24 protein-coding genes are annotated in these 22,023 nt (G+C 38.7%); 5 read left to right on the top strand and 19 right to left on the bottom strand.

Translation table 11 applies throughout. From position 1 onward, the window contains the following. Positions 1 to 115 precede the first annotated feature (115 nt). The 4 genes from B1NLA3E_RS08070 to B1NLA3E_RS08055 all read right to left on the bottom strand — a co-directional run bounded on the left by B1NLA3E_RS08070 (position 116) and on the right by B1NLA3E_RS08055 (position 1,212). Positions 116 to 316 carry a cold-shock protein gene (locus tag B1NLA3E_RS08070; RefSeq protein ID WP_015593345.1) on the bottom strand — a complete coding sequence of 67 codons (201 nt, stop codon included), beginning with the start codon at positions 314 to 316 and terminating at the stop codon, positions 116 to 118. Positions 317 to 515: 199 nt separating this feature from the next. Beyond that, positions 516 to 659, bottom strand: a complete 144-nt coding sequence (locus B1NLA3E_RS08065) for a YvrJ family protein (RefSeq protein ID WP_015593344.1) — start codon at positions 657 to 659, stop codon at positions 516 to 518. 81 nt (positions 660 to 740) lie between these two features. Beyond that, entirely contained in the window at positions 741 to 956 is a 216-nt protein-coding gene (locus B1NLA3E_RS08060; RefSeq protein WP_015593343.1) for a DUF2922 domain-containing protein, read from the bottom strand. A gap of 37 nt (positions 957 to 993) precedes the next feature. Beyond that, positions 994 to 1,212, bottom strand: a complete 219-nt coding sequence (locus B1NLA3E_RS08055; RefSeq protein WP_015593342.1) for a DUF1659 domain-containing protein — start codon at positions 1,210 to 1,212, stop codon at positions 994 to 996. 329 nt (positions 1,213 to 1,541) lie between these two features. Between B1NLA3E_RS08055 and B1NLA3E_RS08050 the strand changes: the two genes are divergently transcribed. Further along, entirely contained in the window at positions 1,542 to 1,811 is a 270-nt protein-coding gene (locus B1NLA3E_RS08050; RefSeq protein WP_236619615.1) for a phage holin family protein, read from the top strand. Positions 1,812 to 1,929: 118 nt separating this feature from the next. On the opposite strand, the gene B1NLA3E_RS08045 is transcribed toward B1NLA3E_RS08050, so the two are convergent. Next, positions 1,930 to 3,168, bottom strand: a complete 1,239-nt coding sequence (locus B1NLA3E_RS08045; protein ID WP_015593340.1) for an ATP-binding protein — start codon at positions 3,166 to 3,168, stop codon at positions 1,930 to 1,932. A 239-nt stretch (positions 3,169 to 3,407) separates the two neighbouring features. Between B1NLA3E_RS08045 and B1NLA3E_RS08040 the strand changes: the two genes are divergently transcribed. Continuing rightward, the gene (locus B1NLA3E_RS08040) at positions 3,408 to 3,782 is read left to right on the top strand and encodes a nucleotide excision repair endonuclease (protein ID WP_015593339.1); all 375 of its coding nucleotides are present in this window, start codon (positions 3,408 to 3,410) and stop codon (positions 3,780 to 3,782) included. 231 nt (positions 3,783 to 4,013) lie between these two features. Here B1NLA3E_RS08040 and B1NLA3E_RS08035 read toward each other — a convergent pair whose 3' ends face one another. Then, positions 4,014 to 4,202 carry a hypothetical protein gene (locus B1NLA3E_RS08035; RefSeq protein WP_144061443.1) on the bottom strand — a complete coding sequence of 63 codons (189 nt, stop codon included), beginning with the start codon at positions 4,200 to 4,202 and terminating at the stop codon, positions 4,014 to 4,016. Between the two features lie 248 nt (positions 4,203 to 4,450). On the opposite strand from B1NLA3E_RS08035, the gene B1NLA3E_RS08030 reads away from it, so the two are divergent. Further along, positions 4,451 to 4,810 carry a L,D-transpeptidase gene (locus tag B1NLA3E_RS08030; protein ID WP_041580392.1) on the top strand — a complete coding sequence of 120 codons (360 nt, stop codon included), beginning with the start codon at positions 4,451 to 4,453 and terminating at the stop codon, positions 4,808 to 4,810. Positions 4,811 to 4,926: 116 nt separating this feature from the next. Here B1NLA3E_RS08030 and B1NLA3E_RS08025 read toward each other — a convergent pair whose 3' ends face one another. Next, positions 4,927 to 5,373, bottom strand: a complete 447-nt coding sequence (locus tag B1NLA3E_RS08025) for a hypothetical protein (RefSeq protein WP_015593337.1) — start codon at positions 5,371 to 5,373, stop codon at positions 4,927 to 4,929. Between the two features lie 193 nt (positions 5,374 to 5,566). Between B1NLA3E_RS08025 and B1NLA3E_RS08020 the strand changes: the two genes are divergently transcribed. Next, on the top strand, positions 5,567 to 6,022 hold the full coding sequence (locus tag B1NLA3E_RS08020) for a CBS domain-containing protein (protein WP_015593336.1): 456 nt from the start codon (positions 5,567 to 5,569) through the stop codon (positions 6,020 to 6,022). Positions 6,023 to 6,130: 108 nt separating this feature from the next. On the opposite strand, the gene B1NLA3E_RS08015 is transcribed toward B1NLA3E_RS08020, so the two are convergent. The 3 genes from B1NLA3E_RS08015 to B1NLA3E_RS08005 all read right to left on the bottom strand — a co-directional run bounded on the left by B1NLA3E_RS08015 (position 6,131) and on the right by B1NLA3E_RS08005 (position 9,288). Then, positions 6,131 to 7,015, bottom strand: a complete 885-nt coding sequence (locus B1NLA3E_RS08015; protein WP_015593335.1) for a YitT family protein — start codon at positions 7,013 to 7,015, stop codon at positions 6,131 to 6,133. 290 nt (positions 7,016 to 7,305) lie between these two features. Beyond that, complete coding sequence (locus B1NLA3E_RS08010; RefSeq protein ID WP_015593334.1) at positions 7,306 to 7,830, bottom strand: hypothetical protein; 525 nt, start codon at positions 7,828 to 7,830, stop codon at positions 7,306 to 7,308. Between the two features lie 255 nt (positions 7,831 to 8,085). Beyond that, a complete protein-coding gene (locus B1NLA3E_RS08005; protein ID WP_015593333.1) occupies positions 8,086 to 9,288 on the bottom strand; it encodes an acyl-CoA dehydrogenase family protein in 1,203 nt (400 codons plus the stop codon). Between the two features lie 322 nt (positions 9,289 to 9,610). On the opposite strand from B1NLA3E_RS08005, the gene B1NLA3E_RS08000 reads away from it, so the two are divergent. Next, entirely contained in the window at positions 9,611 to 10,198 is a 588-nt protein-coding gene (locus B1NLA3E_RS08000) for a hypothetical protein (protein ID WP_015593332.1), read from the top strand. 186 nt (positions 10,199 to 10,384) lie between these two features. Here B1NLA3E_RS08000 and B1NLA3E_RS07995 read toward each other — a convergent pair whose 3' ends face one another. The 9 genes from B1NLA3E_RS07995 to B1NLA3E_RS07955 form a co-directional block, all read right to left on the bottom strand. After that, the gene (locus B1NLA3E_RS07995; protein WP_015593331.1) at positions 10,385 to 11,719 is read right to left on the bottom strand and encodes an MFS transporter; all 1,335 of its coding nucleotides are present in this window, start codon (positions 11,717 to 11,719) and stop codon (positions 10,385 to 10,387) included. 403 nt (positions 11,720 to 12,122) lie between these two features. Beyond that, entirely contained in the window at positions 12,123 to 13,814 is a 1,692-nt protein-coding gene (fadK, locus tag B1NLA3E_RS07990; RefSeq protein ID WP_015593330.1) for a medium-chain fatty-acid--CoA ligase, read from the bottom strand. Positions 13,815 to 14,172: 358 nt separating this feature from the next. Beyond that, positions 14,173 to 15,177: an electron transfer flavoprotein subunit alpha/FixB family protein gene (locus B1NLA3E_RS07985; RefSeq protein ID WP_015593329.1), complete on the bottom strand. Its 1,005-nt coding sequence runs from the start codon at positions 15,175 to 15,177 to the stop codon at positions 14,173 to 14,175. A gap of 15 nt (positions 15,178 to 15,192) precedes the next feature. Continuing rightward, on the bottom strand, positions 15,193 to 15,972 hold the full coding sequence (locus B1NLA3E_RS07980) for an electron transfer flavoprotein subunit beta/FixA family protein (protein ID WP_015593328.1): 780 nt from the start codon (positions 15,970 to 15,972) through the stop codon (positions 15,193 to 15,195). 45 nt (positions 15,973 to 16,017) lie between these two features. Continuing rightward, positions 16,018 to 17,154 carry an acyl-CoA dehydrogenase family protein gene (locus B1NLA3E_RS07975; RefSeq protein ID WP_015593327.1) on the bottom strand — a complete coding sequence of 379 codons (1,137 nt, stop codon included), beginning with the start codon at positions 17,152 to 17,154 and terminating at the stop codon, positions 16,018 to 16,020. Positions 17,155 to 17,230: 76 nt separating this feature from the next. Further along, positions 17,231 to 17,533 (bottom strand): ferredoxin family protein, encoded by a 303-nt coding sequence (locus B1NLA3E_RS07970; RefSeq protein WP_041580391.1) that lies wholly within the window; start codon positions 17,531 to 17,533, stop codon positions 17,231 to 17,233. Then, on the bottom strand, positions 17,530 to 18,813 hold the full coding sequence (locus tag B1NLA3E_RS07965) for an FAD-dependent oxidoreductase (RefSeq protein ID WP_015593325.1): 1,284 nt from the start codon (positions 18,811 to 18,813) through the stop codon (positions 17,530 to 17,532). Before B1NLA3E_RS07965 ends, B1NLA3E_RS07970 begins: the two co-directional genes overlap by 4 nt. A gap of 112 nt (positions 18,814 to 18,925) precedes the next feature. After that, positions 18,926 to 20,116, bottom strand: a complete 1,191-nt coding sequence (locus tag B1NLA3E_RS07960) for a CaiB/BaiF CoA transferase family protein (RefSeq protein WP_015593324.1) — start codon at positions 20,114 to 20,116, stop codon at positions 18,926 to 18,928. 125 nt (positions 20,117 to 20,241) lie between these two features. Continuing rightward, a complete protein-coding gene (locus B1NLA3E_RS07955) occupies positions 20,242 to 21,528 on the bottom strand; it encodes an MFS transporter (RefSeq protein ID WP_015593323.1) in 1,287 nt (428 codons plus the stop codon). Positions 21,529 to 22,023 lie beyond the last annotated feature (495 nt).

Raw genomic sequence — 22,023 nt, 5'->3', positions numbered from 1 at the left:
TTAATAAATCTTCTTTATCACTGATAACAATTATAGCAAACTTCTAGCCTTTTATGGGGTCAACAAAAAACAGCTCAACCACTATGGCTGAGCTGTTATCATTTAGTTTTAATGATTATTTTTTTTGAACGTTTGCTGCTTGAGGTCCACGAGCACCTTCAACTACTTCGAAAGATACTTCTTGACCTTCTTCTAATGTTTTAAAACCTTCAGTTTGGATAGCTGAGAAATGTACGAAAACGTCATTTCCATCTTCAGATTCGATGAATCCAAAACCTTTTTCTGAGTTGAACCATTTTACTTTACCATTTTTCATGTAAAAAAATCCTCCTATTAGCTTCCATCGCAGAAGCCTTGTGTAAATTCACCAGTTTACAAAGTTGATAGCTTTACCATCAATACTTATCCAAACGTATTCAAAACATTAGAACAAGCTTTTGCATAAATCTAACACGATGCAAAACGGCTATATTAAATTTAGCATTTTTTACCCAAAAAGTCAAGATTATCAACGGTTACGTTCCCTCCTTCATGCGGTCTGGAAGGCTCTGAATAGACAACACAACCGTATCAAGTTTTGCCTCAATTCTATGCAATAAATAGAGTGTGACAACTATCGGAAACCCCACATCACTTATGAAAGGTATGAACTGATCCACACTGTCTCCTCCTTCCTATAATATTTTTAATAGAAATATAGGACCGGTATCACGAATGAAAACCGGTCCCCAAAACAGATCCTATAATTCATACTCAGTTACGTTTCGGTCAATCAATCTTGCCCCGCTAACTGCTGCAAGATTACCATTTGTTGTAAAGAACGCATTAGAAGCAATAATTTGCTCCATTGCCTGTTTCACCACAACGGTGTCAATTGGTTCTTTCGGTGATTCAATTGACACTCGGGCTGATTTCCCAATATCTGTTATAAACGTTAATTCCAAAGATTTCGCCATTCTCTTCACCTCCTATCCTCTAAATCTGTTGATTTATTTAGGCAATGACATCTAAACTATCATTTCTTTCCACTGCATTTAGTGGATACGAACACAAGCCAGAAATTGCTAGTGCTGCCTGATAAATTTGATCAATGGTTGCATCTTTCTTCACGTTGTTAAATGATTTTCCTTTATACACCGGTTCCCCCTTTTCATTTAAGCCAGTTTCAAATACCAATCGCATTTGAGTGTCTTTCAGCATCCCTTGGGCCATTTTCCTTCACCTCCTTTCACCTTTTATATATAAGGGAAAGTTAAAAAAGGACATGGTCTTAAGAAAAAAATTTTTGTTAATTTATAAGCTCTGTTAGAATGTTGACAAATCCGTTCCAGGCGCTTCGCTTTCCGCGGGGCGGGCGGTGAGCCTCCTCGGCGCTATAGGGCCTGCGGGGTCTCAACTGTCCCGCTGCTCCCGCAGGAGTCTTCGCGCCTTCCACTCCAATCAACATTGAGACTTAACACAGCCTTTTTATAAATAACCTTTATGTTTGTCCAATCAAGACATGTTTCGCTTCATAAAATACTAGTGTATGAGTATTGGAGGTGGTTAATTTGGATCTACTTCAATTTTTAAACGAAAATTATTTCATGCTTATTCCAGTATTGTGGGTACTTGGCTTTGCGTTAAAGCAAACACCACACGTTCCCAACTGGTCAATTATTTGGATATTAACGGTAGTATCCCTTGTATTTGGATGTGTTTCATTCGGATTTACTTATGAAGCTATCATGAATAGTATTGTAGCGGCAGGAGTTGCTGTTTATGGACACCAGCTATTCAAGCAAACCAAAAACTCCAAGTTTGAAAAATGAGTCCTTTTACTATTTCTAAAACAATGTTCAACACTTTTGGATATATAATTAGGATCATACCTCCAAATTTAAGTGGATAAAAATACAAAAGAACGAGGTTCATGTCGGCCTCGTTCTTTCACTTTTTTGGAAAGGACATTAAAAAAGCGGTCCCTTCATCTGATTTGCTCTTTATTTCTATTGATCCATTCATGGCTCTTACAATGCTATGTACCACCATCATACTTAGTCCTGTCCCACTGCCCTCACTAATTAAGTAATAGGGCTCACCAAGACGATTTAGCTGTTCTTCTGTCATTCCATATCCCGTATCAGAAATGGTAATCAACGTTCCTTGCTTTGTATCAGCTGTTTTGAGGTTCAGAGTACCTCCCTCAGGCATTGACTCGATACAATTTTTGATTAGGTTATAGAAGCATTGACGAAGCATTTGCTTATCACCAAGAATAATTTCATTTGAGTTAAAATCTCTCTCAATCTTAATTTGATTGGTTTCAACCATGGCTGCTAGTTCCGACACAATCTGGATTAATATCCAATGAGGATCGAGATCCTCTACTCTTTCAATCGCTGGTTTTGCAAAGGTTAAGTAGTTGGAGATTACCTCTTCAGCCTGGTCCAACTCTTTAATGGCAATCTCAATATAAGCCGATTGACTTTTATCGAGATTTGTTCCTTCACTAATAAATTGCAAAAATCCCCTTGCAGAAGTTAATGGATTTCGAATTTCATGAGATATAGCCGCTCCCATCTGACTGACAGCTTCCATTCTTTTTGACTTCAATAGTTGTTCGCGTACTTTAAAATTTGAATTCATTGTTTCAAGTGCATAAGCAATAATTCCCGTTCCAACCGCTGAAACAATGAAATACGCCAACCAGATCCCCAGATTGAAAACTTGGTGTTCAAAAAAACCAATTATTTTCATAAAGACTACTGAGGCCACCAAGCTCAATCCTATAGAGAGAAAAATCCGTCGGTTTCTTGACTGAAGCAAGAAAATTGGTTTTATGAAATGTAAAAGGGATGCGAGTACCAAACTTACAATAACCATTACCCAAAATCCATCATCTATTCCAATTAACGCCCTCACTAAAATGGAAAATCCTGCGAAAATAAAACTTTGACCGAAGTATAATCCACCGATTACTAAAGGAACTAGTCGTAAATCGATCCGAACTTCTGGGCTTACGCAAAAAGAAAACACCATACATAATAAAATCGAAACCATTATATAAGAAAAAAGAATATATTTTGGTATTCTTATCAAAATTTTTCTCTCTGCCCAAATTTGAAAAAAGAATAAGAAAACTAACAAAAGAGAAAGATTAAAAAGTAAATGTTTGGTAATTCCCAATAAATCACCACCTATAAAAGTCCAACGTTAAAATTTTACGATGTTTCCACGTAGTTGGCAATGAAAAATATCCTTATTTTTCAAATTTTACATAAGATTTTTTCACTTATCCACAAAAATGTTGTACCTATATTAATATAATAATCGATGAGAAATCGATATGTATTTTTTATGCTATAATGGAGTTTCAAGGAAACGTATGTTATTCTTTACTAAAAATAAACAGGACGTGATTTATTATGATAAAAATTGAAATACCAAATCCCGATATTGTCGTTACAAAAAAGAGACAATTAGGTGAACCTGTTGAAGCTGTCATTAGCAGTTCTTATGGATTCACCGATTACCACCGCATTCCCCGAGATAAAGGCGGGATCATCATGTTTTTTAACTCAAATGATGATCTGATGTTTGTAGGCAAAGCCCGTAAATTACGCCCAAGAGTGAAAAAACATTTTGAGGATACTGTTTCACCTATCAAAGAACATCGTGATGAAGTTCAAAGAATCGCGGTTTGTGTTGTTGAAGATCCAACCGAACGTGAAATTTATGAAACTTTTATCATCAATGAACTCCATGCAAAATACAACGTGGACAAGGTGTTTTATAAATAATGAACGAATTAAAGCCCACAGTTACATGTGGGCTCTGATTGCCGAGAAAGAGTATTTTTCTTGGCAATTTTTTATTTATCCTGCTAATTGGCCGGTTGATTTCCGCTCCAAGTGCTGCTTTCCGCGGGGCGGGCGCTGAGCCTCCTCGGCGTTACACGCCTGCGGGGTCTCACCTGTCCCGCTGCTCCCGCAGGAGTCGAGCACCTTCCGCTCCAATCAACCTAAAGTAAATCAACCTGAGGTATTGCCACACACTTTTTCTAGCCTAGACAAGTGTGTGGCAATCTTTTTCATATTTTGGCAAACTGCAGTAAGCAATACCTGCTCGCTCGCATTCCTCAATCCCCGCAACCTACAATAGCGAAGCCCATGCAGCTCTTTGATTCCCGTTTTCCCCGACTCTTGGATTTTCGGCATCATTGCGACTCTTTTATTCCCATTTTCCACGAGGGTCCTTGAATTTCAAATCTAAAACCGTCGGTAGGCGACGTTTGTTCTTATTTCCCTTCCTAATTGACGTTAAGAAACAAATGCAGAAAGTTAACCAATAAACAGACTGTAACCCCCCAGTAATATGTGGGCTTTTTTTTGAAGGTATGCATTAGAAATTCGAATCAACATTACCTAAGTCACTTCATATAATGTCGGTAAAAAATGGAGCTGATTTTATGGTGAAATGGATAGACGTATCAACATCAAGGCATCTATTAAAACTATTTGATGGCAACAGACTAATAAAAACCTACCCTGTAGCCATTGGGAAAATGCTAACTCCATCTCCATCAGGAGAATATACCATTATCAATAAGCAACCTAATCCTGGGGGCCCTTTTGGAGTACTTTGGATGGGTTTGTCAAAACCACATTATGGAATTCATGGAACTAACAAACCTTCTTCGATTGGAAAGAATGTGTCACACGGCTGCATTCGGATGCAAAACCATGATGTTCTGGAATTATCATCCTTAGTTCCTATTGGGACTGTGGTGGTTATTCATAAATATCCTAAAGGACAAAATCGTTTTTAATGAAATCAATCCATTTTTAACCAACTATCAGTAACATAAAAAGTCTACCTAAATGGGTAGACTTTAACTGTAATCTATCGAGTTATAAAATTCGTAAATCCTTGTTATCTTGCTTTTTAATGAGCCGGCGTCCCATGATGATGCGTAAACATTCCATGATTTTCCGGAGACTGTGCATTCAAGAAATATCCAAGACCCAATTCAATTACCCCAACTACGAGAAACGTTGGTTGTAGCCAACTTACCCAGCCGATCCAGTATACCTCTGCCACAATCCAAATAATCATGGCTACTCCAAGCACTGCAGTTCCAACCCCTGTATAACGGTGCTCCTTAAAAGCTAAAAATGCACCAGCTAGGCTTGCCATACCATTAACTACAAACAAAAAGATTCCTGGGATGAAAAAGTCCTCAAATGGTGAATTTTTCAGAAGATCAAGTGGTAATCCAACAGCTCCACCGTCTGGCTGCAACATCAACCCCAAACCAGCAGCAATTCCCCCGAACCCAATCAAAGACAACAAAACACCCGTACTGTAGGACAAAACCTTCGTTTTTTTCATGTCCCCATCCTCTTTCGAAAAGATTAGGAAATAATCATCGCAGAAATCAAATGGAGTAGGTTTCCTAACTCTATTTTACACCTATTACACAAGAAAAGCAGGTGTAGCCTGCATAAAATAGTTGTATAATACAATCATATGCAGAATGGTAGTTTTTTCAGAACTGTTAGTAATTTCCGTTAGGAGAATGATAATGCAAGCTCAGGAATTTATGGTTAGCAAAGTGAAAAAAGTGAAAGAATACGATACTGTACGTTCAGTAATTGAAAAATTCATTGAATTCCAAATCAGTGGTCTTCCAGTGGTAAACGACCGTAATGAAATCGTTGCTTTTGTAAGTGATGGGGATATCCTGAGATATATCGGTAAGCATAAGGATTATTTCGTTGATAATTTCTACTATGCGTTTGTAGTAAAGGGGGATAATGAAGAATTTGAGGAAAGAGAAAAAAGATTGCTAGATTTAAATGTTCTAGAAATTGCCAAAAGGAATGTTATTAAAGTTTCTTGGGATGAAGAAATTGAAATCATTGCTGCTGTTTTAGGAAAGAAACAGATCAAAAAGGTTCCTGTAGAACGAAACGGGGTTTTGGTTGGTATCATTAGTCGTGGCGATGTGATTAGAAATTCTTTTAAATCACTTCTTTAATCCTAGTAGGTATCGGGTTTGTTCTAGTTTCAGTGGTATTTATTATGTTCAACTACAAACATGTTAAGAGATCTGCCTATTATTGGCAGATCCTTTTTTATTCTGGAATTAGTGGATGTCCCTCTTTTTAAAGCGCCCACCTCGAACTTCTGTTATATCGGCTATCGCTAAAAATGCGGAAGGATCAATATCTGCTACTATTGATTTAAGCTTGGATTCCTCCAGCCTTGTAATGATAGCAAATATGACCTTTTTATCGTCTCCAGTAAAGGCCCCTTCTCCCCGAAGAAAAGTTACACCTCGGCCTAAACGTGCATTTACCACTTCGCCAATTTTCTCTGCCTCATCACTAATAATCCAGACAGATTTCGATTCTTCTAGTCCAGCAACGACGGTATCAATTGCTTTTGCAGCTATAATATACGCTAGTAGCGAATACATGGCCCGATCCCAACTAAATACAAACCCTGCTGCCCCTAAAATAAACAGATTGATGAACATGATAATTTCACCAACTGAGAATGGAACCCGTTTGTTAATAAGGATAGATAGGATCTCCGTACCATCCAAAGCTCCTCCATTTCGGATGACGATTCCAACGCCTATTCCAAGAATGATGCCCCCAAACACGGTCGCCAGTAAAATATCATCAGTAAAAGCAGGAATAGGATGAAATAGTGAGGTGAAAATGGAAAGTATAATAATTCCATATACTGTAGAAATGGCGAAGGTTTTTCCCATCTGTTTGAAACCAATATAAACAAACGGTAGGTTTAACACGAATAGAAAGACTCCTAGTTCCAAACCAGTTATGTGTGCAAGCATGATAGAGATACCTGTTATTCCTCCATCAATAACATGGTTTGGAACTAAAAATATTTCTAGTCCAGTAGCCATAAGGATTGAACCAATAGTAATGGCGATTGTTCGAATAATTTTTTTCCTAAGAGTAAGTTTGCGGTGTTGGATTTTTCCGATTGCCAATTCTGTCACTAGACCACACCTTTCAATAGAATATTTTGATTGATACCATTTAATTATACCAAAATACTCAACCTTATGAGTTTAACAAGGACTACTTCCATATTTTAAAATATGGCTCTGTTAACTAGAATGGTGATTTCCGCTCCAATCAACACTGTGCTTTAACACAGCCTAAAATAAATAACCCATGGCTCGTTTAAGCAATGGGTTTTCCGATTGTTTGAAAAAAATCAAAATGCAATGAATTTTATCTTTATTTTTTCCAAGCAGATCTTATCCATCTTCTAGATAAAAATAGGTTAATAATTGGCCGACATCTTTTCCAAGGGAACCTCCAACAGCCCCATTGTTTTGAAATATACATAGATGATAAAACCTCGCTTGCAACGAAAGACACACTGTAAACATGGGTCTTCATCGCAATACACATAGGCGTCCTCGTCGGACAAAGGGAATACCATAGGCGGCCGCTTCTTTGAAGAGACATACTTGATATAACTCCCGGTGAAGGTCTTAAGTAAAACCCACTCTGGATTGTCCTCCGGCTGTTTCGTTTCCCAGAATACCTGTACTGCATTCTGGTTGTGGCCGCCAACGATCTGGTAATCCACATTAATCTCGGGCGAGACATCCCCCAGTTGTAGCGGCTTAAGTTCTTCCATAGCCGCGTCGCAACAGGCAGGATTTTGAGTTGGCACATCGTAGCTCAAAGCTTGGTACAGTCTGTCGCAATGACTACAGCGGTAGATTACGATATCAGGACATTCCGGCCAGGGTTTTCTGGCCGCCCTGCTTCTTAGTGGCCCAAATTCCTTTTCTACCATTTTTCAGCCCTCCCAGTATATTCTGAAACCTTTGCTTATGCCATGAATAGCTCGTTGCACCCTTCTCTGATGAGGGGCATTTTTCATTCGCTTTTTCAGATCCTTCAGTAGCCGAGTGCCACGTGACCTTTGACCTTTACACAGAATACCTTCAATCGGTTTTCGGGAACTTCCCTACGATCCCTTTTTTTAAAAAAAGGGGGGCATCGGTCATAATGCCGACACCCCTCTTGCGGTCCAAAGAATTTCTTCGGATTAGTTTTCGTACTTTAAGACGCCACCGTGTTTGATAGTTTGGCGAGAAATGGTGATTCGTTGTACAGTAGGAGTACCTTCCTCTAACCACATTGCGCGAGCATCGCGGTATAGGCGTTCAACAGGACCATATTCGCAGTCTTCGAAGTACCCAATTCCACCGAAAATTTCCAGCATCTCATCACTGACTAATTTAGTGACATGGATACTGAACAATTTACACATAGCTGCCTTTTCTTCAATGTATTCTCCCTCAGGATCCTTTTCGTAATCCTTGGCAAAGTCACGAACCATGGTACGAAGAGCATGAGTATAAGTAGACATGTCGGCAATCTTCATTCTGATAGCCTGACGATCAATGATTGGTTTGCCAAAAGTAACACGATCATGCGCACGCTTAAGCGTAATCTCTAGCATCCGTTGAGCCATACCTAGATTGCTGGCTGCGATATGAACACGGGAAACAGATAGAGAATGAATTGCAATTTCAAGACCTTGGCCTAATTCGCCCAATAAAAATCTCTTGTTAACTCTCATATTAGTAAACTTTAAGCCGGTATGACCTGAACCACGTGCTCCCATCATGTGAGGCATAGGAGTAAGTTCGTATCCTGGAGTGTCTGCAGAAACCATGAAAGTGGAAAGACGGTGGTCTTTATCACCATTAGGATCAGTAACACAAGTAATATAAGAATAATTGCTGCAGTCAGTATGAGAGATTAAGAACTTCTCCCCGTTAATGATGTAATCATCTCCGTCTTTTACAGCCGTTGTTTGGATATCCATACCAGTGCCGCCTTTTTCCTCGGTGACAGCCCAGTTGGTGAAAATTGTTTTATCTTGGAATAAAGGCATTAACTCTGCTTTAAGCTCTTCAGTACCGTAGTCAAACAATGGGCGCCAGTTCAAATCCATTGCATAGTGTAAATGCATACGCATTCCACCAGGGCCGCGGCTAAATTCTTCCTGAATCTCTAAGATCTGCGACTCAGTAAGATCCCATCCGCCGTATTGTGCTGGAAGGGAACAGCGATAAAGGTCATTTTTAATGTTTGTATCATAGAACTCTTGAGGGAACTTATTGGTAACCTCGATGTCTTTTTGCATCTCATCATAGCGGCCCTCGACCAATGTACGAATCTGCTTCTTATAAGCTTCAAATTGTTCTTGCGTTAATTTGCTTACTTGGGTTAAAGTACTCATATTCTCCTCCTTATTTGTGTTAAAACTTATGTACCAACTGTACGATTAAATCATAACAATTCCATTGTCCCAATACTAATTCGTAATACTCCACCTTTATCCATTATTGATAGAAAGTGCGAATGAATTCCTTTTTTATATAGCAAATATGGTCCATTTTTCAGTGTCAAGTGGTCGTCTTATTTTGTGAAAAGATATCTATAAAGCAGGAAATCTTATAATTTTTTTCCTTTAATTGGGGTATAAGTAAGGTATGGTTGTCGTTCTTCTAATCGTGGTATTTTTCATTTACGCAAAATAGACAGATTCGGTGGTGCTTAATATGAATCGGAATCGAAAATTAGTGATTGTGCTTTGTTTGTTGTATATATTTTTTATGGGGGCTGTAGCTGTTTATTACTATTTAAATGGAGAATCATTTAAAGCTATTGTTGCAGTTGGGGGTGTTGGCTGCGGTGCGATCCCTCTGCTTTTAGCCTTGTTTACCAAACTCAAATTTAATCTCCCACTAATCTTTTCATATTTAATTTTCTTATTTGGTTCACAATACATGGGATCGATTTTAGGATGGTATAGAAATGGCTGGTGGGACACCTTCCTCCATTTAATCAGTGGGGCCATTCTGGCTTTTGCAGGGATCGCTTTGTATGAACGCCTTGTACATAGAGAAGCCAGTAAAGAAATTTCACCATGGATTATCTTCCTCTTCACTGTTTCATTCGCCGCCCTAGGAGGCGTCTTATGGGAGATTTATGAATTTAGCTCGGATGAATTATTGAACATGACGCTCCAAGGTGGTGGAAATAAAGACACGATGACGGATTTGATTGCAGATACAGTTGGTGGTCTGATTATCGCTGGATGGGCAGGAGTACGGACAAAAATTAAACTAAAAAAACAGATCACATAAAGATTCTCCAAGTGGGCAGCCTGAAATATCACCAAAGACCAAGGGCAATAACAATTAAAAAGCCAACAAATAGCGCCACTACTTGTCAGCTTAAGAAGAAAAAATGCAATTGTATTTAGCAAGGTAGCGATAGTTTTATGTCTACCTTGTTTTTTATTTTCTAATCTCACACTTTTAAGACCGATTTCAAATTATATCAGTACTTCCAAATTCATTTGGATCTTTAAATAGGGTCGAATGACTGCCCTGATTGCTAAGTTTATTTTCAATCGGTTTAACCTTACATACCGTTAATAGTAGAATAGCTCCAACCATAGCTACAATCCCACCGACATACAAAGCATAGTCATATTTTCCGGAAAGATCGATAATTAGCCCTGTGATGAGTGGGGCAAGTATTCCCGCAAATGTACCTAAAGTTGTAAATACCCCGGTAATCATCCCCGCATTTTTTTGGGAAAAAACCATTGGCATTGAAAAAAAGCTACCCATTGTAAGGGTTAAAAAACCATTGGATGCTGAAATTAATGTTACAGCAGCCACTACACTTGTCGCCCTAGATCCAAGTATCAAAAAGGCTCCCGCAACAAGTAACCCAATGATTGGAAACAGTTTTCTCCCCATATTATGTCCAAACTTTTTCGCAGCACTATCTGCTAAAAAACCTCCAATTGGATAGGTGAAGATAGCTACAAGATAGGGCATCATGGAATATATTGCACTATGATTGAGATTGATTCCACGACCATTTACAAAGTAAGTAGGCAGCCATGTCATAAACAAGAAAAAGAGATAGTTAGCACAAAAATATGAAATTGCACATAACCACACAGAACTATTTGACAGAATCTCTTTTTTTGTTAAAAGTTTCTCTTCACCTATTTCAAGAACAGAACCTTGATTTGCCTGGATATAATCTAATTCTTGCTTGCTTATCTTTGGATGCAGCTCAGGCTTATCCTTGCCAAACTTCCACCAAATCAAACACCACACAGGACCAAGAAAGGCAAAAGTATGGAATACCATTTCCCAGCCCCATTTTTGAATAATCCAAGTAGCAATAGGCATTGTGATGGCAATTCCAAATGGTACTCCCACTTGAACGAATCCAGTGGCTTTTCCAATTTTATCTTTTGGTATCCATTTCGCTAATATGGAATGAATAGCTGGCAATGAAATCCCTTCACCAAGACCCATAAGCGCACGGATGATTATCATCAAAGTCATCGTTGATCCAAAAGGAGTAATAAAAACAAACACCGACCATACCAAAGCTCCGGTTAAAACAACTTTTCCGCCCCCAAATCGGTCGGCTAATCGACCACCAGGGATCTGAGTAATGGCATACCCTATAAAAAATGCTGTTGAAGCCAAACCAAACTCAGTTGCGCTCCAGTTATAGTGTTTCATTAATGACGGGCCAGCCATTGACATATTAGATCTATCCATATATAAGACTGTGTAGCATAGTGACAGAAGCAAGACGATTCCCCATCGTTTATTGCCAACTATGGGCTTCATGATTTTCCCCCTCTAAAATTTGAATTTTCTTAATCTTAAGACAGAAAAATACAAGATTTATAAAGAAGAGCTGCAAAAGTCTAAATGTGTCCGTTTTGTGATTATTTTCACAAAATCTGTTATTATTTCCCTGCAAAAAAATTCATAGCTTTTAGGTGTTTAATGCACAACTTCCCATGTCTTTTTATATTAATATAGAAAGTACTAAAGATGATTCTATATATTCTTCCAATTCCACACAAGAAGACGATAACTGGGATAAAAAACTGGTCCCAATTATTAATTTCTATGTTTCTCTTTTGGTATTTCTTATATCATTTTTCCCTTTTTAAGTAATCAGCTTCAAAAAAATATATTGTTTTCTTCCTTTACTTCAATCCATTAGTAATATTCATTTTAGGAATTATAGTTTCAGACTGATTTTATGAAACCTGCCACTATTATTTAATAGCACTTCATTCAGTTTGGGAACTAATCTCATCTTTTTTTTAATATCCTCACGCAACAAATATTTTTTTATTTTGCAAGACTCATTTCTTGGAAGAAAATCTACAATTTCGATTCGTTCGGGATATTTATATTTGGCCACATTCATTTCCTCAAAGAAAACTTTCACTTCGGATAATGTTAACCCTTTTTCTGCATGATTTAGTACTACATAAGCACATGCTCTCTCACCCAACCTTTGGTCAGGCATCCCCACTACCGCTACCTCTCGGACGTTAGGATGATGGAGTAATATATCCTCGATTTCACAGCTGCTAATATTTTCCCCACCACGAATGATAATATCCTTCTTTCTTCCGTTAATCCGAATATACCCATCATCATCCATCGTACAAAGATCCCCACTGTAGTACCAACCTTCATCATCTAGAACGCGTGCAGTCAATTCTGGTTCCTTAAGGTAACCCACAAACACATTTGGTCCACGTGATGCTTCCTCGCCCTGAACCCCCGAAGGGACCTCTCGGTGCAATTCATCAACGACCTTTATTGACACATTAGGTAATGCTTTCCCATCTGTATTAATGATTCTTTCGTGTGAGTCATCGGGGGAACACGCGGTATGCGGTACGCTCTCGGTTGAGCCATAAATACCCATTACTTTAAAACCTGCTTCAAACGATTGTTTAACCATATGTCTAGGTACCGGGGACCCTCCACACAAAAAGAAGCGCAATGATGAAATATCATATTTTCGTTTTTCTAGAGCACGCAGAATATCATAGACTAATGGTGTGCTAGCATTCCCGCACGTACATTTTTCACGCTCAATAAGCAGAAGACTATTTTCTGGGCTGTAAATATCTTGGAGGACACATTTAGCCCCTATCAGAAACGATATGGTCACACCATGATGAAAACCAGAGGCGTGTGCCAATGGTGATGGCATTAAGATCGTATCGAGATAGGAAAGATTGAATGTTGTAGTGAGAGCCCTTTCACTTGCAATTATGTTATTATGGGTTAACATTACACCCTTGGAAAAGCCCTCTGTCCCAGAGGTAAACAGAACGGCTGCAACATCATCAGCACTACGCACACTATTTCCTGTCAAAGGAGAATAGTCACGCAACACCTTATTCAAAGTAGTCCATTTGTTCAGCGTCTCTGTTTTTTCAACTACAACTACTTCCTTCAAACTATCGATTTTTGGAGCCAAGTCACGAAGCATAGCAGGGTAGTCAAACTTTCTATATGTTGAAGGGATAAACAATACTTTGGATTCACATTTATTTAGAATATACGATAATTCCACTTCACGTAAACCTGGAAGAATAGGGTTTACAACTGCACCTACTTTCAAGCACGCCACATAGATGACCATAAATTCAGACCAATTAGGAATTTGAAAAGATACAAAGTCACCTGATTCTACCCCAACTTTTGTTAAAAAAGCTGCAACTCTTCCAGCAGCTTCATCAAGTTCAGCATAAGTGTAGCTAGTTCTTTGAAGATCAATTACCGCAACCTTTTCTGGTGCACTTAACACGGAATGGTTCCAATAGTCAACCAAGGTAGCGTCACCCCAATAGCCTTTTTGGCGGTATTCACGCTTTTGGCATTCATTCATTTTAATTCCTAAAGACATTTTCTCGACCTCCCTGAACATAGATATTTTTGATAAATCCTATTCTTTGGTATCTATTCTCAATTGTCCGAACCGTGACAATCGAATAAGCAAAGACAGGACTTCCCAAATAGCGACATCGCCTTTAGCTAGCATCCTGTCTTTGCTTCCAAGGATTTTCCGCTCCAAGATACAATATAAGATTGCAATTTACCCAAATGACCTTATCACAAACAGAATCAATCAAACTAAAAATTATAATATTAAACAAAAGGAATAGTCTTTTAAGATAATAATAATAGATTAATATTTTATGTGTGATATCTGGGAAGTCTTTGGAACTGTATATTCAGCCTAGTAATACTTTATAAAATTTAAGTTAGCTAGCCTTTAACTTCTTAATTTCTTCAATAAGTACAGGAATGACTTCAAACAGATCGCCAACCACTCCGTAATCAGCGATTTCAAAAATCGGTGCATCCGGATCTTTATTAATTACAACAATTACATCTGATGAATCCATGCCTACTAAATGCTGTGTCGCTCCTGAAATTCCACAACCAATGTAAAGCTTCGGTTTAACCCGTTTACCTGATTGCCCAATTTGTAGTTGAGGTGCCATCCATTCAGCATCTATACAAGCCCTTGTTCCGCCAATTGCCCCACCTAATACGTCTGCCAATTCTTGAATGATTGCAACGTTTTCAGCTTTCCCTAAGCCACGGCCACCTGCAACTATCACCTCAGCGTCTTCTAATTTAATTCCTTCAGCAACTGATTTAATAATCTCAATCACTTTGGTTCTGATTTGTTCCGCAGGAGTTTGGATTTCTTCTTTTACCACTTCAGCTATTCTCGTATCATCCGCTTGTCCCTTTTCATATGAACCCGAGCGAACCGTCCCAATTTGTGGTCTTGTTTCAGTGAAAGATACGGTGGATAAAAGGTTCCCATCATAAATAGGTCTTGTCCAAGCAATGGCTCCATCTTGGCCAACTTCAACAGCTGTACAATCTGCTGCAGAACCCACTTGTAATCGACCAGCTACTCTTGATGATAGATCTCGCCCATTGATAGTAACTCCCATCATTAAAACAGAAGGCTGATACTTTTCTACTAATTTCACCATCACATTTGTGAAACTGTCCGCATTATAGTCTTTATATTCTTCGCCTTCAACGACAATCACTTCATCAGCACCGCATGCAGTTGCAGATTTAACCGCAGCATCCACATTTTGGCCAATGACAATTGCCACTACTTTTTCACTAGTTGCAGCCGCAATTACTTTCCCTTGATTGATCAGCTCTAAACCAACATTTTTTGCTTCTCCATTGGCAGTTTCAATAAACACCCATGTATTTTTATAATCTTGAATCGTCATCTTTACCCCTCCATCCTAAATGAGCTTAGCTGCTGCTAGATTTTCAAATAATTTGTGTGCTGAATCGGTTCCGGTTGCTTCTTGAATTTTTAGGCCTGCTTCTCTTTTTGGCGGTGCGAAGGTTTTGCTTACTTTTGTAGGGGATCCTACACCTACTTTGGTTAAATCAATTTCTAAATCAGCCGCGGTTAATACCTCTATTTTTGCTTTATTAGCTGCCATTTTTGTTTTAATAGTAGCTAATCTAGGGTTATTAATCGTATCTACTACTGTACATAGGGCAGGAAGTTGAGCTTCTACTACTTCATATCCTTCGTCAGCTTCACGGTTGACAACAATAGCATCGCCTTTTGCTTCAATCTTTGCTACAAAGGTTAGTGCAGAAATGCCAAGCTGTTCTGCAATTTGGGACCCTACCTGTCCAGCATTGGTGTCCGTAGCTTGGTTCCCACAAATAATTAAATCAAATTGACCTAGTTTGTTAATTGCTGCAGCTAAGATGGAGCTTGTTGAATAAGAATCCGACCCCTCGAATGCTGCGTCACTGATTAATACAGCTTTATCAGCACCAACCGAAATACATTCTTTTAAAGCGGTTTTAGCTTTATCTGATCCCATTGAAATGACGGTAATACTTCCACCATGTACTTCTTTTAATTGAACAGCGGCTTCAAGAGCATTTTTATCATAGGGATTTACAATATTTGGAGCACCATCTTTAATTTTACCCGTTGCAACATCTACTTTTATTTCTTCCGTATCCGGCACTTGCTTCATACAAACTAATAGTTCCATAAATTCATTCCTCCGTTCGCAAAAATAGTAGATTCGTTTTGTAAATTAATCCTTAAGCATTTGTCTAGCAATCGTAACCCGTTGAATTTGATTAGTTCCTTCGAAAATTTGGAATACCTTTGAATCTCTCATTAGTTTTTCAACAGGATATTCTTTGCTGACACCGTATCCACCAAAAACTTGAACAGCATCTGTTGTTACCTTCACAACTGTATCGCCGCAGAATGTTTTCGTAATAGCTCCTTCTCTTACAACTGGATCACCACTATCCATTAATCCCATCGACCATTGCACTAAATTACGGGCTGCTTCTGTTTGAATTTCCATATCAGCCAGCATCAATTGTATTGCTTGGAAATCACCAATTGGTTTACCGAATTGCTTTCTTTCTTTGGCAAATTTAACGGATTCATCAATGGCAGCTTGGCAAATACCTACTGCTAACGTACCTACAAACGCTCTTGAAACGTTTAATGTATTCATGGCAATTTTGAAACCATCGCCTTCTGCTCCTAGAAGATTACTAGCTGGTACGCGAACATCTTCAAGGATAAGGTCTGTCGTATTCGATAACCGAAGTCCCATTTTATTTTCATGACTACCAACGGAAAGACCTGGACGATCTCTTTCAACGATAAATCCAGAAATTCCTTTCGCACCCTTAGTTTTATCTGTTACACAGAAAACTACATATACGCTAGCTACACCACCGTTTGTGACAAAACACTTCGTGCCATTAAGAACATACTCATCTCCGTCTTTAACGGCAGTTGCTCTTAGGGAAGCTGCATCCGTTCCTGCATTAGGCTCAGATAAAGAGAATGCTCCAAATGCTCCAGGAACAATAATATCAGCAAATTTCTTTTTCTGTTCGTCATTTCCTGCATAAATTACAGACCGTAGGGCAACGAATGTAGTCACCAAGGAAATAGCGAAACCTGCATCCACTTTTGCTAATTCTTCAAAAACAATGGCAGTCGTTTTAAAATCTAAGCCTGAACCACCGTATTCTTCAGGAATTTCCAGAACATGCAAACCCATTTCAAAGGCTTTTTGGAGTATTTCCAGTGGGAATTCTCCTGATTCGTCAAACTCTTTCACATATGGCTTTAATTCCTTTAAGGCAAACTCTCTTACTAAATCTCTTAAGTCAATTTGCTCTTCTGTTAATATATGTCCCATATTAATTTCCTCCCTATTTTATCAATCTAAGGTTTTACGATAAGGTGCCTGAACAGTAATACCGCGTTTTCTATGATTAACCTATTCTATAAATTATTCCCGTACCTTGTCCCGGATAATTCCATGAATATCCGTCAACTCCCTGATTCAACCGCTCACAAACGAAACGACAGTTCCCACATTCCAAGCATCCTACATGATCAAAACTTAGAATATCGTTTATGGTATCCCACTTATATCTTTCCGCTGGGCAGGAAGTGGTACAAGCTCGGTGATCACAAGTCTTGCAAGCAGCTCTATCAACGATAATATGGGGATTATGATCATCACTATCAAAGCGGTTCTTTGCCAAACGATCATCCATCGAAAGTGATTTCATAGTGACTTACCCCCTTTAACAGCATCTTTCAATACACTAAAAATAGGTACCTTACCTTTGATTGACCCTTTGACTAACCCGATAATCGATTTTGAAGAATTCCCATCGACGGAATACATATTTTTCATTAGATCTGTTGCAATCTCAGGGTATGTGGTAAACAGGTGCTGCGAATGACCAATATAGTCATGGGAATTCCTAAACGTTTTTAGGTCTTTTAATACGACTTGGTCAAGTTTATTTTCATATTCCTTCAGAAAGTTCTTGGAAAAATCGTTAGCATCAATCGCTTCGATAGCAGTCTCGGCTGCTGCAATTCCAGATAAAATGGCATAATCCATACCCCGGACAGTAAATCCTCTATTTACAACCAATCCTGCGGCATCCCCTGCAAGGAGAAACCCATCTGAGTATAATTGAGGGAGGGAGTTATAACCTCCTTCAGGGATAAGATGTGCGGAATATTCGACTAGTTCTCCACCTTCAAGATACCGTGAAATAGCTGGGTGCTGTATAAATGTCTCTCCAACATCTGCTAATGGCAATTTAGAATTTTTCCAGCCATTAGAATCGATAACAAGTCCAATTGAGATGCTTTCTTTATTTGTGTACAGGAATCCACCTCCGCTGATACCTTTGGTACACTCACCTGCACACAGCATTGCTGCACCTTTTCCACTTTCTGAGTTGAAGCGTTCGTTGATTGTATCCTCAGAAAACTTGTATACATACTTTAAACCTACAGCAACGTCCTTCAAAGCAATTGGTTTAATCAAACCAGCTCGCTCTGCTACGATCGCATTTACACCTTCTGCACTGATGACCAGATCAGCTTCAAGTTCCTCTTCGCCAGTTTTAATACCGCAAACTTTCCCATCCCTAATAATTAAGCCGTCAACAGTTGTACCCGAAATGATCATTGCTCCTTGTTCTTCAGCCTTTGAGGCCAGCCAAGCATCAAACCGACCTCTCAACACCGTGTAAGATTGTTGATTCATCTCTGGAAACATTGAGTCGATTGACATACTGTTTTCCGGGGTCATCATCATCATCATTTCCCGAGTTATCTCGCGTTCGAGAGGAGCGTCTGCCCATTCACCCGGCATCAATTTTTCAAGAGCGTGCATATAGAGACGTCCACCGGTCATATTTTTTGCACCCGGTTCGCTCCCCCTGTCAACTACCATTACTTCGAGCCCTGCTTTTGCAAGACGGTAAGCAGCCGCGGATCCGGCAAGGCCGGCACCAATTACGATAACGTCAAATTTTTCGTCAGCCACAGCAATTACTCTCCTTTAATAGTAACCTTCTAATTTATCTGATCTTTCGTTTTTTCCATATTTAATATTTTTGGACTTATTCACAGGATCGTGTTTTCAATGAAAAACCTTATCAGTTTCTCATTTGTTCAATAGCTGCTTTAGAATAGCCATATTTACTTAAGATTTCTTCCGTATGGTATCCCAATGGTTTAGAAGTAACCATATCTGGATTACCTAAACTCCTAAACCTTACAGGAGAAGTAGGCAATATTGCTTCACCACCTGTAGGATATTCTATTTTTCTGAGACAATCGTTAGCCCATGCTTGTTCGTCATTTATAATTTCTTCCATGGTATATCCTTTTTCATTGGCTATATCGTTTTCTTTAAATATTTTCATTAATTCGTCAAGGTTCTTTTTAGCTAATTCTTTTTCAATGATTTCAATTATCTCACGATTCTTACCACGTCTATTTACTTCTTCTACTGTGTTATAATCATCATTATTTATTAAGTCTTCTCTACCGATTAGCTTCATAATTTTTGGAAAGACCTTATTATATTCAGGAGCACAGAAGAGGAACCATCTTTCATCCTTAGATTCATATGTATTATTAAAAGGATTAGATACTTCTTTTCTACTTTTTGGATATACGTTACCAAATTGAGAAGAAGCAATCGCAACGTTCATCATAAAGAGAGCTGTGTGGTGAAGACTAACCGTCACTTTATCTCCTAAGCCTGTTTTTTCTCTTGCAAAAAGAGCAGCACTTATTCCAGATACAAGGCACATTGTTGCTTGGAAATCACCGTATGCATTTGGTTCAAGCAAAGGGGATTCTCCTCTTTCAGTCATTGCTGTTAATATTCCTCCACGACAAACATAAGCAGTAGCATCGAATCCTGCAGTGTCTTTTTCAGGTCCATGCTCCCCAAAACCAAGAATTTGTGCAAAAATAAGTTTAGGAAATCTTTTGCTGAGTTCCTCATAGGAAAAGCCCAATTTCTCAAGTGCTTTTGTTCTGTAACTTGTAACAAGAACGTCTGCTGATTCCAGTAATTTATAAGCTGCTTCTTTTGCTTCGGCTTTTTTCAGATTAAGAGTAATAAATTTTTTATTAAGATTGGCAATATCAAACGCCGGGTTTTCTTCGTCATTATAAGGCATATTAAATACTCCACCTTGTGTCCTGCTAGGATCTCCTGCCGGTGGTTCAATCTTGATTACTTCAGCACCCCAGTCACCAAGAACTCTTGGAACAGTTGGAGCAGCATAGAATCCTGTTAATTCAACAACTTTTACGCCTTCTAATGGTTTCATATAAAACATTTCCCCTTTATTTTCATTTAAAAAACCATTTCTACTAAATCAGTTACTCTTTATCCCCGCTCCATCTATAGCTTCTGCTACAGCATTTAGAGCAGGGATTCTGAATAACGGGTTCGCTAACTCGCTTTTATACCAATGGACTGTTTTTGCTCAATAGGTTTAATCTTGGCAAGTGTCAACAAGATGACTGCGCCTAGAATAGCCATACCAGAGCCTAAATACATAGCAGTTTCATATTTACCAGATACGTCAATAACAAAACCAGTAAGGATAGGAGCAGTTATTCCAGCAAATGTTCCAATAAAACCGTACAAACCAACGATCATACCCGCATTCTTTGGAGCAAGAATGATTGGAATGGAGAAGAATCCCCCTTGAGTAAGGGTTAAACCACCCATTGATACTGATAATAAAAGGATTGCTGTAGTTAGACTGCTTGTTTGAGTTGCAAACATCAACGCAATTCCACCAAAAATCAAACCAATAACAGGGAACAGTTTCCGACCAATATTTTGCCCGAATTTTTTTGCTCCCCAGTCAGCTAACATACCGCCAATCGGATAAGTGAATACTGCGACAAGGTATGGGAACATGGTAGCGTAGCCGGCGTCTGCCAAGGATAAATTACGTCCCTGAGCAAAATAGGTTGGTAACCAGGTTAGAAGTAAGTAAAAGACGTAGTTATAACAAAAATATCCTAGTGTTGCTCCCCATACTGATGGACTTCCATAGACTTCTTTAGCGGTTAATGCTACACCCGCAACTTCCTTCGTACCCTGGCCCGCTTTAATGTAGGCCACTTCTTCCTTGCTAATTTTAGAATGTAATTCCGGTCTATCTTTACCAAATTTCCACCAAACTAAGCACCAAACCGGACCAAGAATAGAAAATATATAAAAGATCGTTTGCCAGTTAAAGTGCTGTATTAGGTAAACTCCAAGTGGCATTGTAATCGCAACCCCAAGCGGAACGCCGATGAGGGTAAAACCTTGTGCTCTTCCTGATTCTTGTTTTGGTACCCATTTCGATACCATAGATGAAGCTGAAGGCAACGTAACACCTTGACCTACACCTACCATTGCACGGATGAGGACGAAAAGACCGATTGAACCTGCAAAAGGACTAAGTAATGTAAATAAAGACCAGACCAATGTTCCAACAACGATAACCTTACCTGCACCAAATTTATCTGCTAAAAAACCAGCCGGCAACATTGTTATTGCATAGCCAATGAAAAATGCTGTCGAAACTAAACCAAACTGGGTGGCACTCCAGCCATAGTCTTTCATTATTGTTGAACCAGCAATGGAAATACTGGATCTACCAAGATACATGAATGTATAAGCCAATACCAAAAGAAAAACGATGAACCATCGTTTATTACCAACCTTTAATCCTGTCATAATTATTCCTCCTTTTTACATGTGTTCAGGGGAAAAAAGTAGTGAAAAAGTAATATAGTAGTCTACAGTTTTCATCAGAGGTAACCATTTTGCCTTCATGGGTTACAACGCTTAAATCTTTGTCTCTATCACCTTGGGGGTTTTTAGACATATATCTTTTACCTCTTGATGGATTTTATCTCCTCCCTTGTTTTATGTTTATGAGCTTCAACTCCTTTTTCAGATTAAGATAAGTCTATATATTTATCCAATTCCTATTATCTAGGTATTTGTAATAATCTATAGAAAATGCGTATGGATTCGAAGTGTTGAAAAAAACCACTCTATTTATCTATAAAAAAAGCTGCCGACTTAGTCGACCGCCTTAAATCTATAACAAAGGTCTGTAGATTGCTTAATGTTGTTTTTAAATAGATTTTATGGAGAGGAAATCAACAGGCACGTTTAACACAGCATATTTTAAAAAATAAATCATCACACCTTTGTCACAAAATT

Origin of the sequence: Bacillus sp. 1NLA3E (assembly GCF_000242895.2) — a bacterium.
GTDB lineage: Bacteria > Bacillota > Bacilli > Bacillales > Cytobacillaceae > Bacillus_BU.
This window is presented reverse-complemented; position numbering and strand designations above follow the sequence as displayed.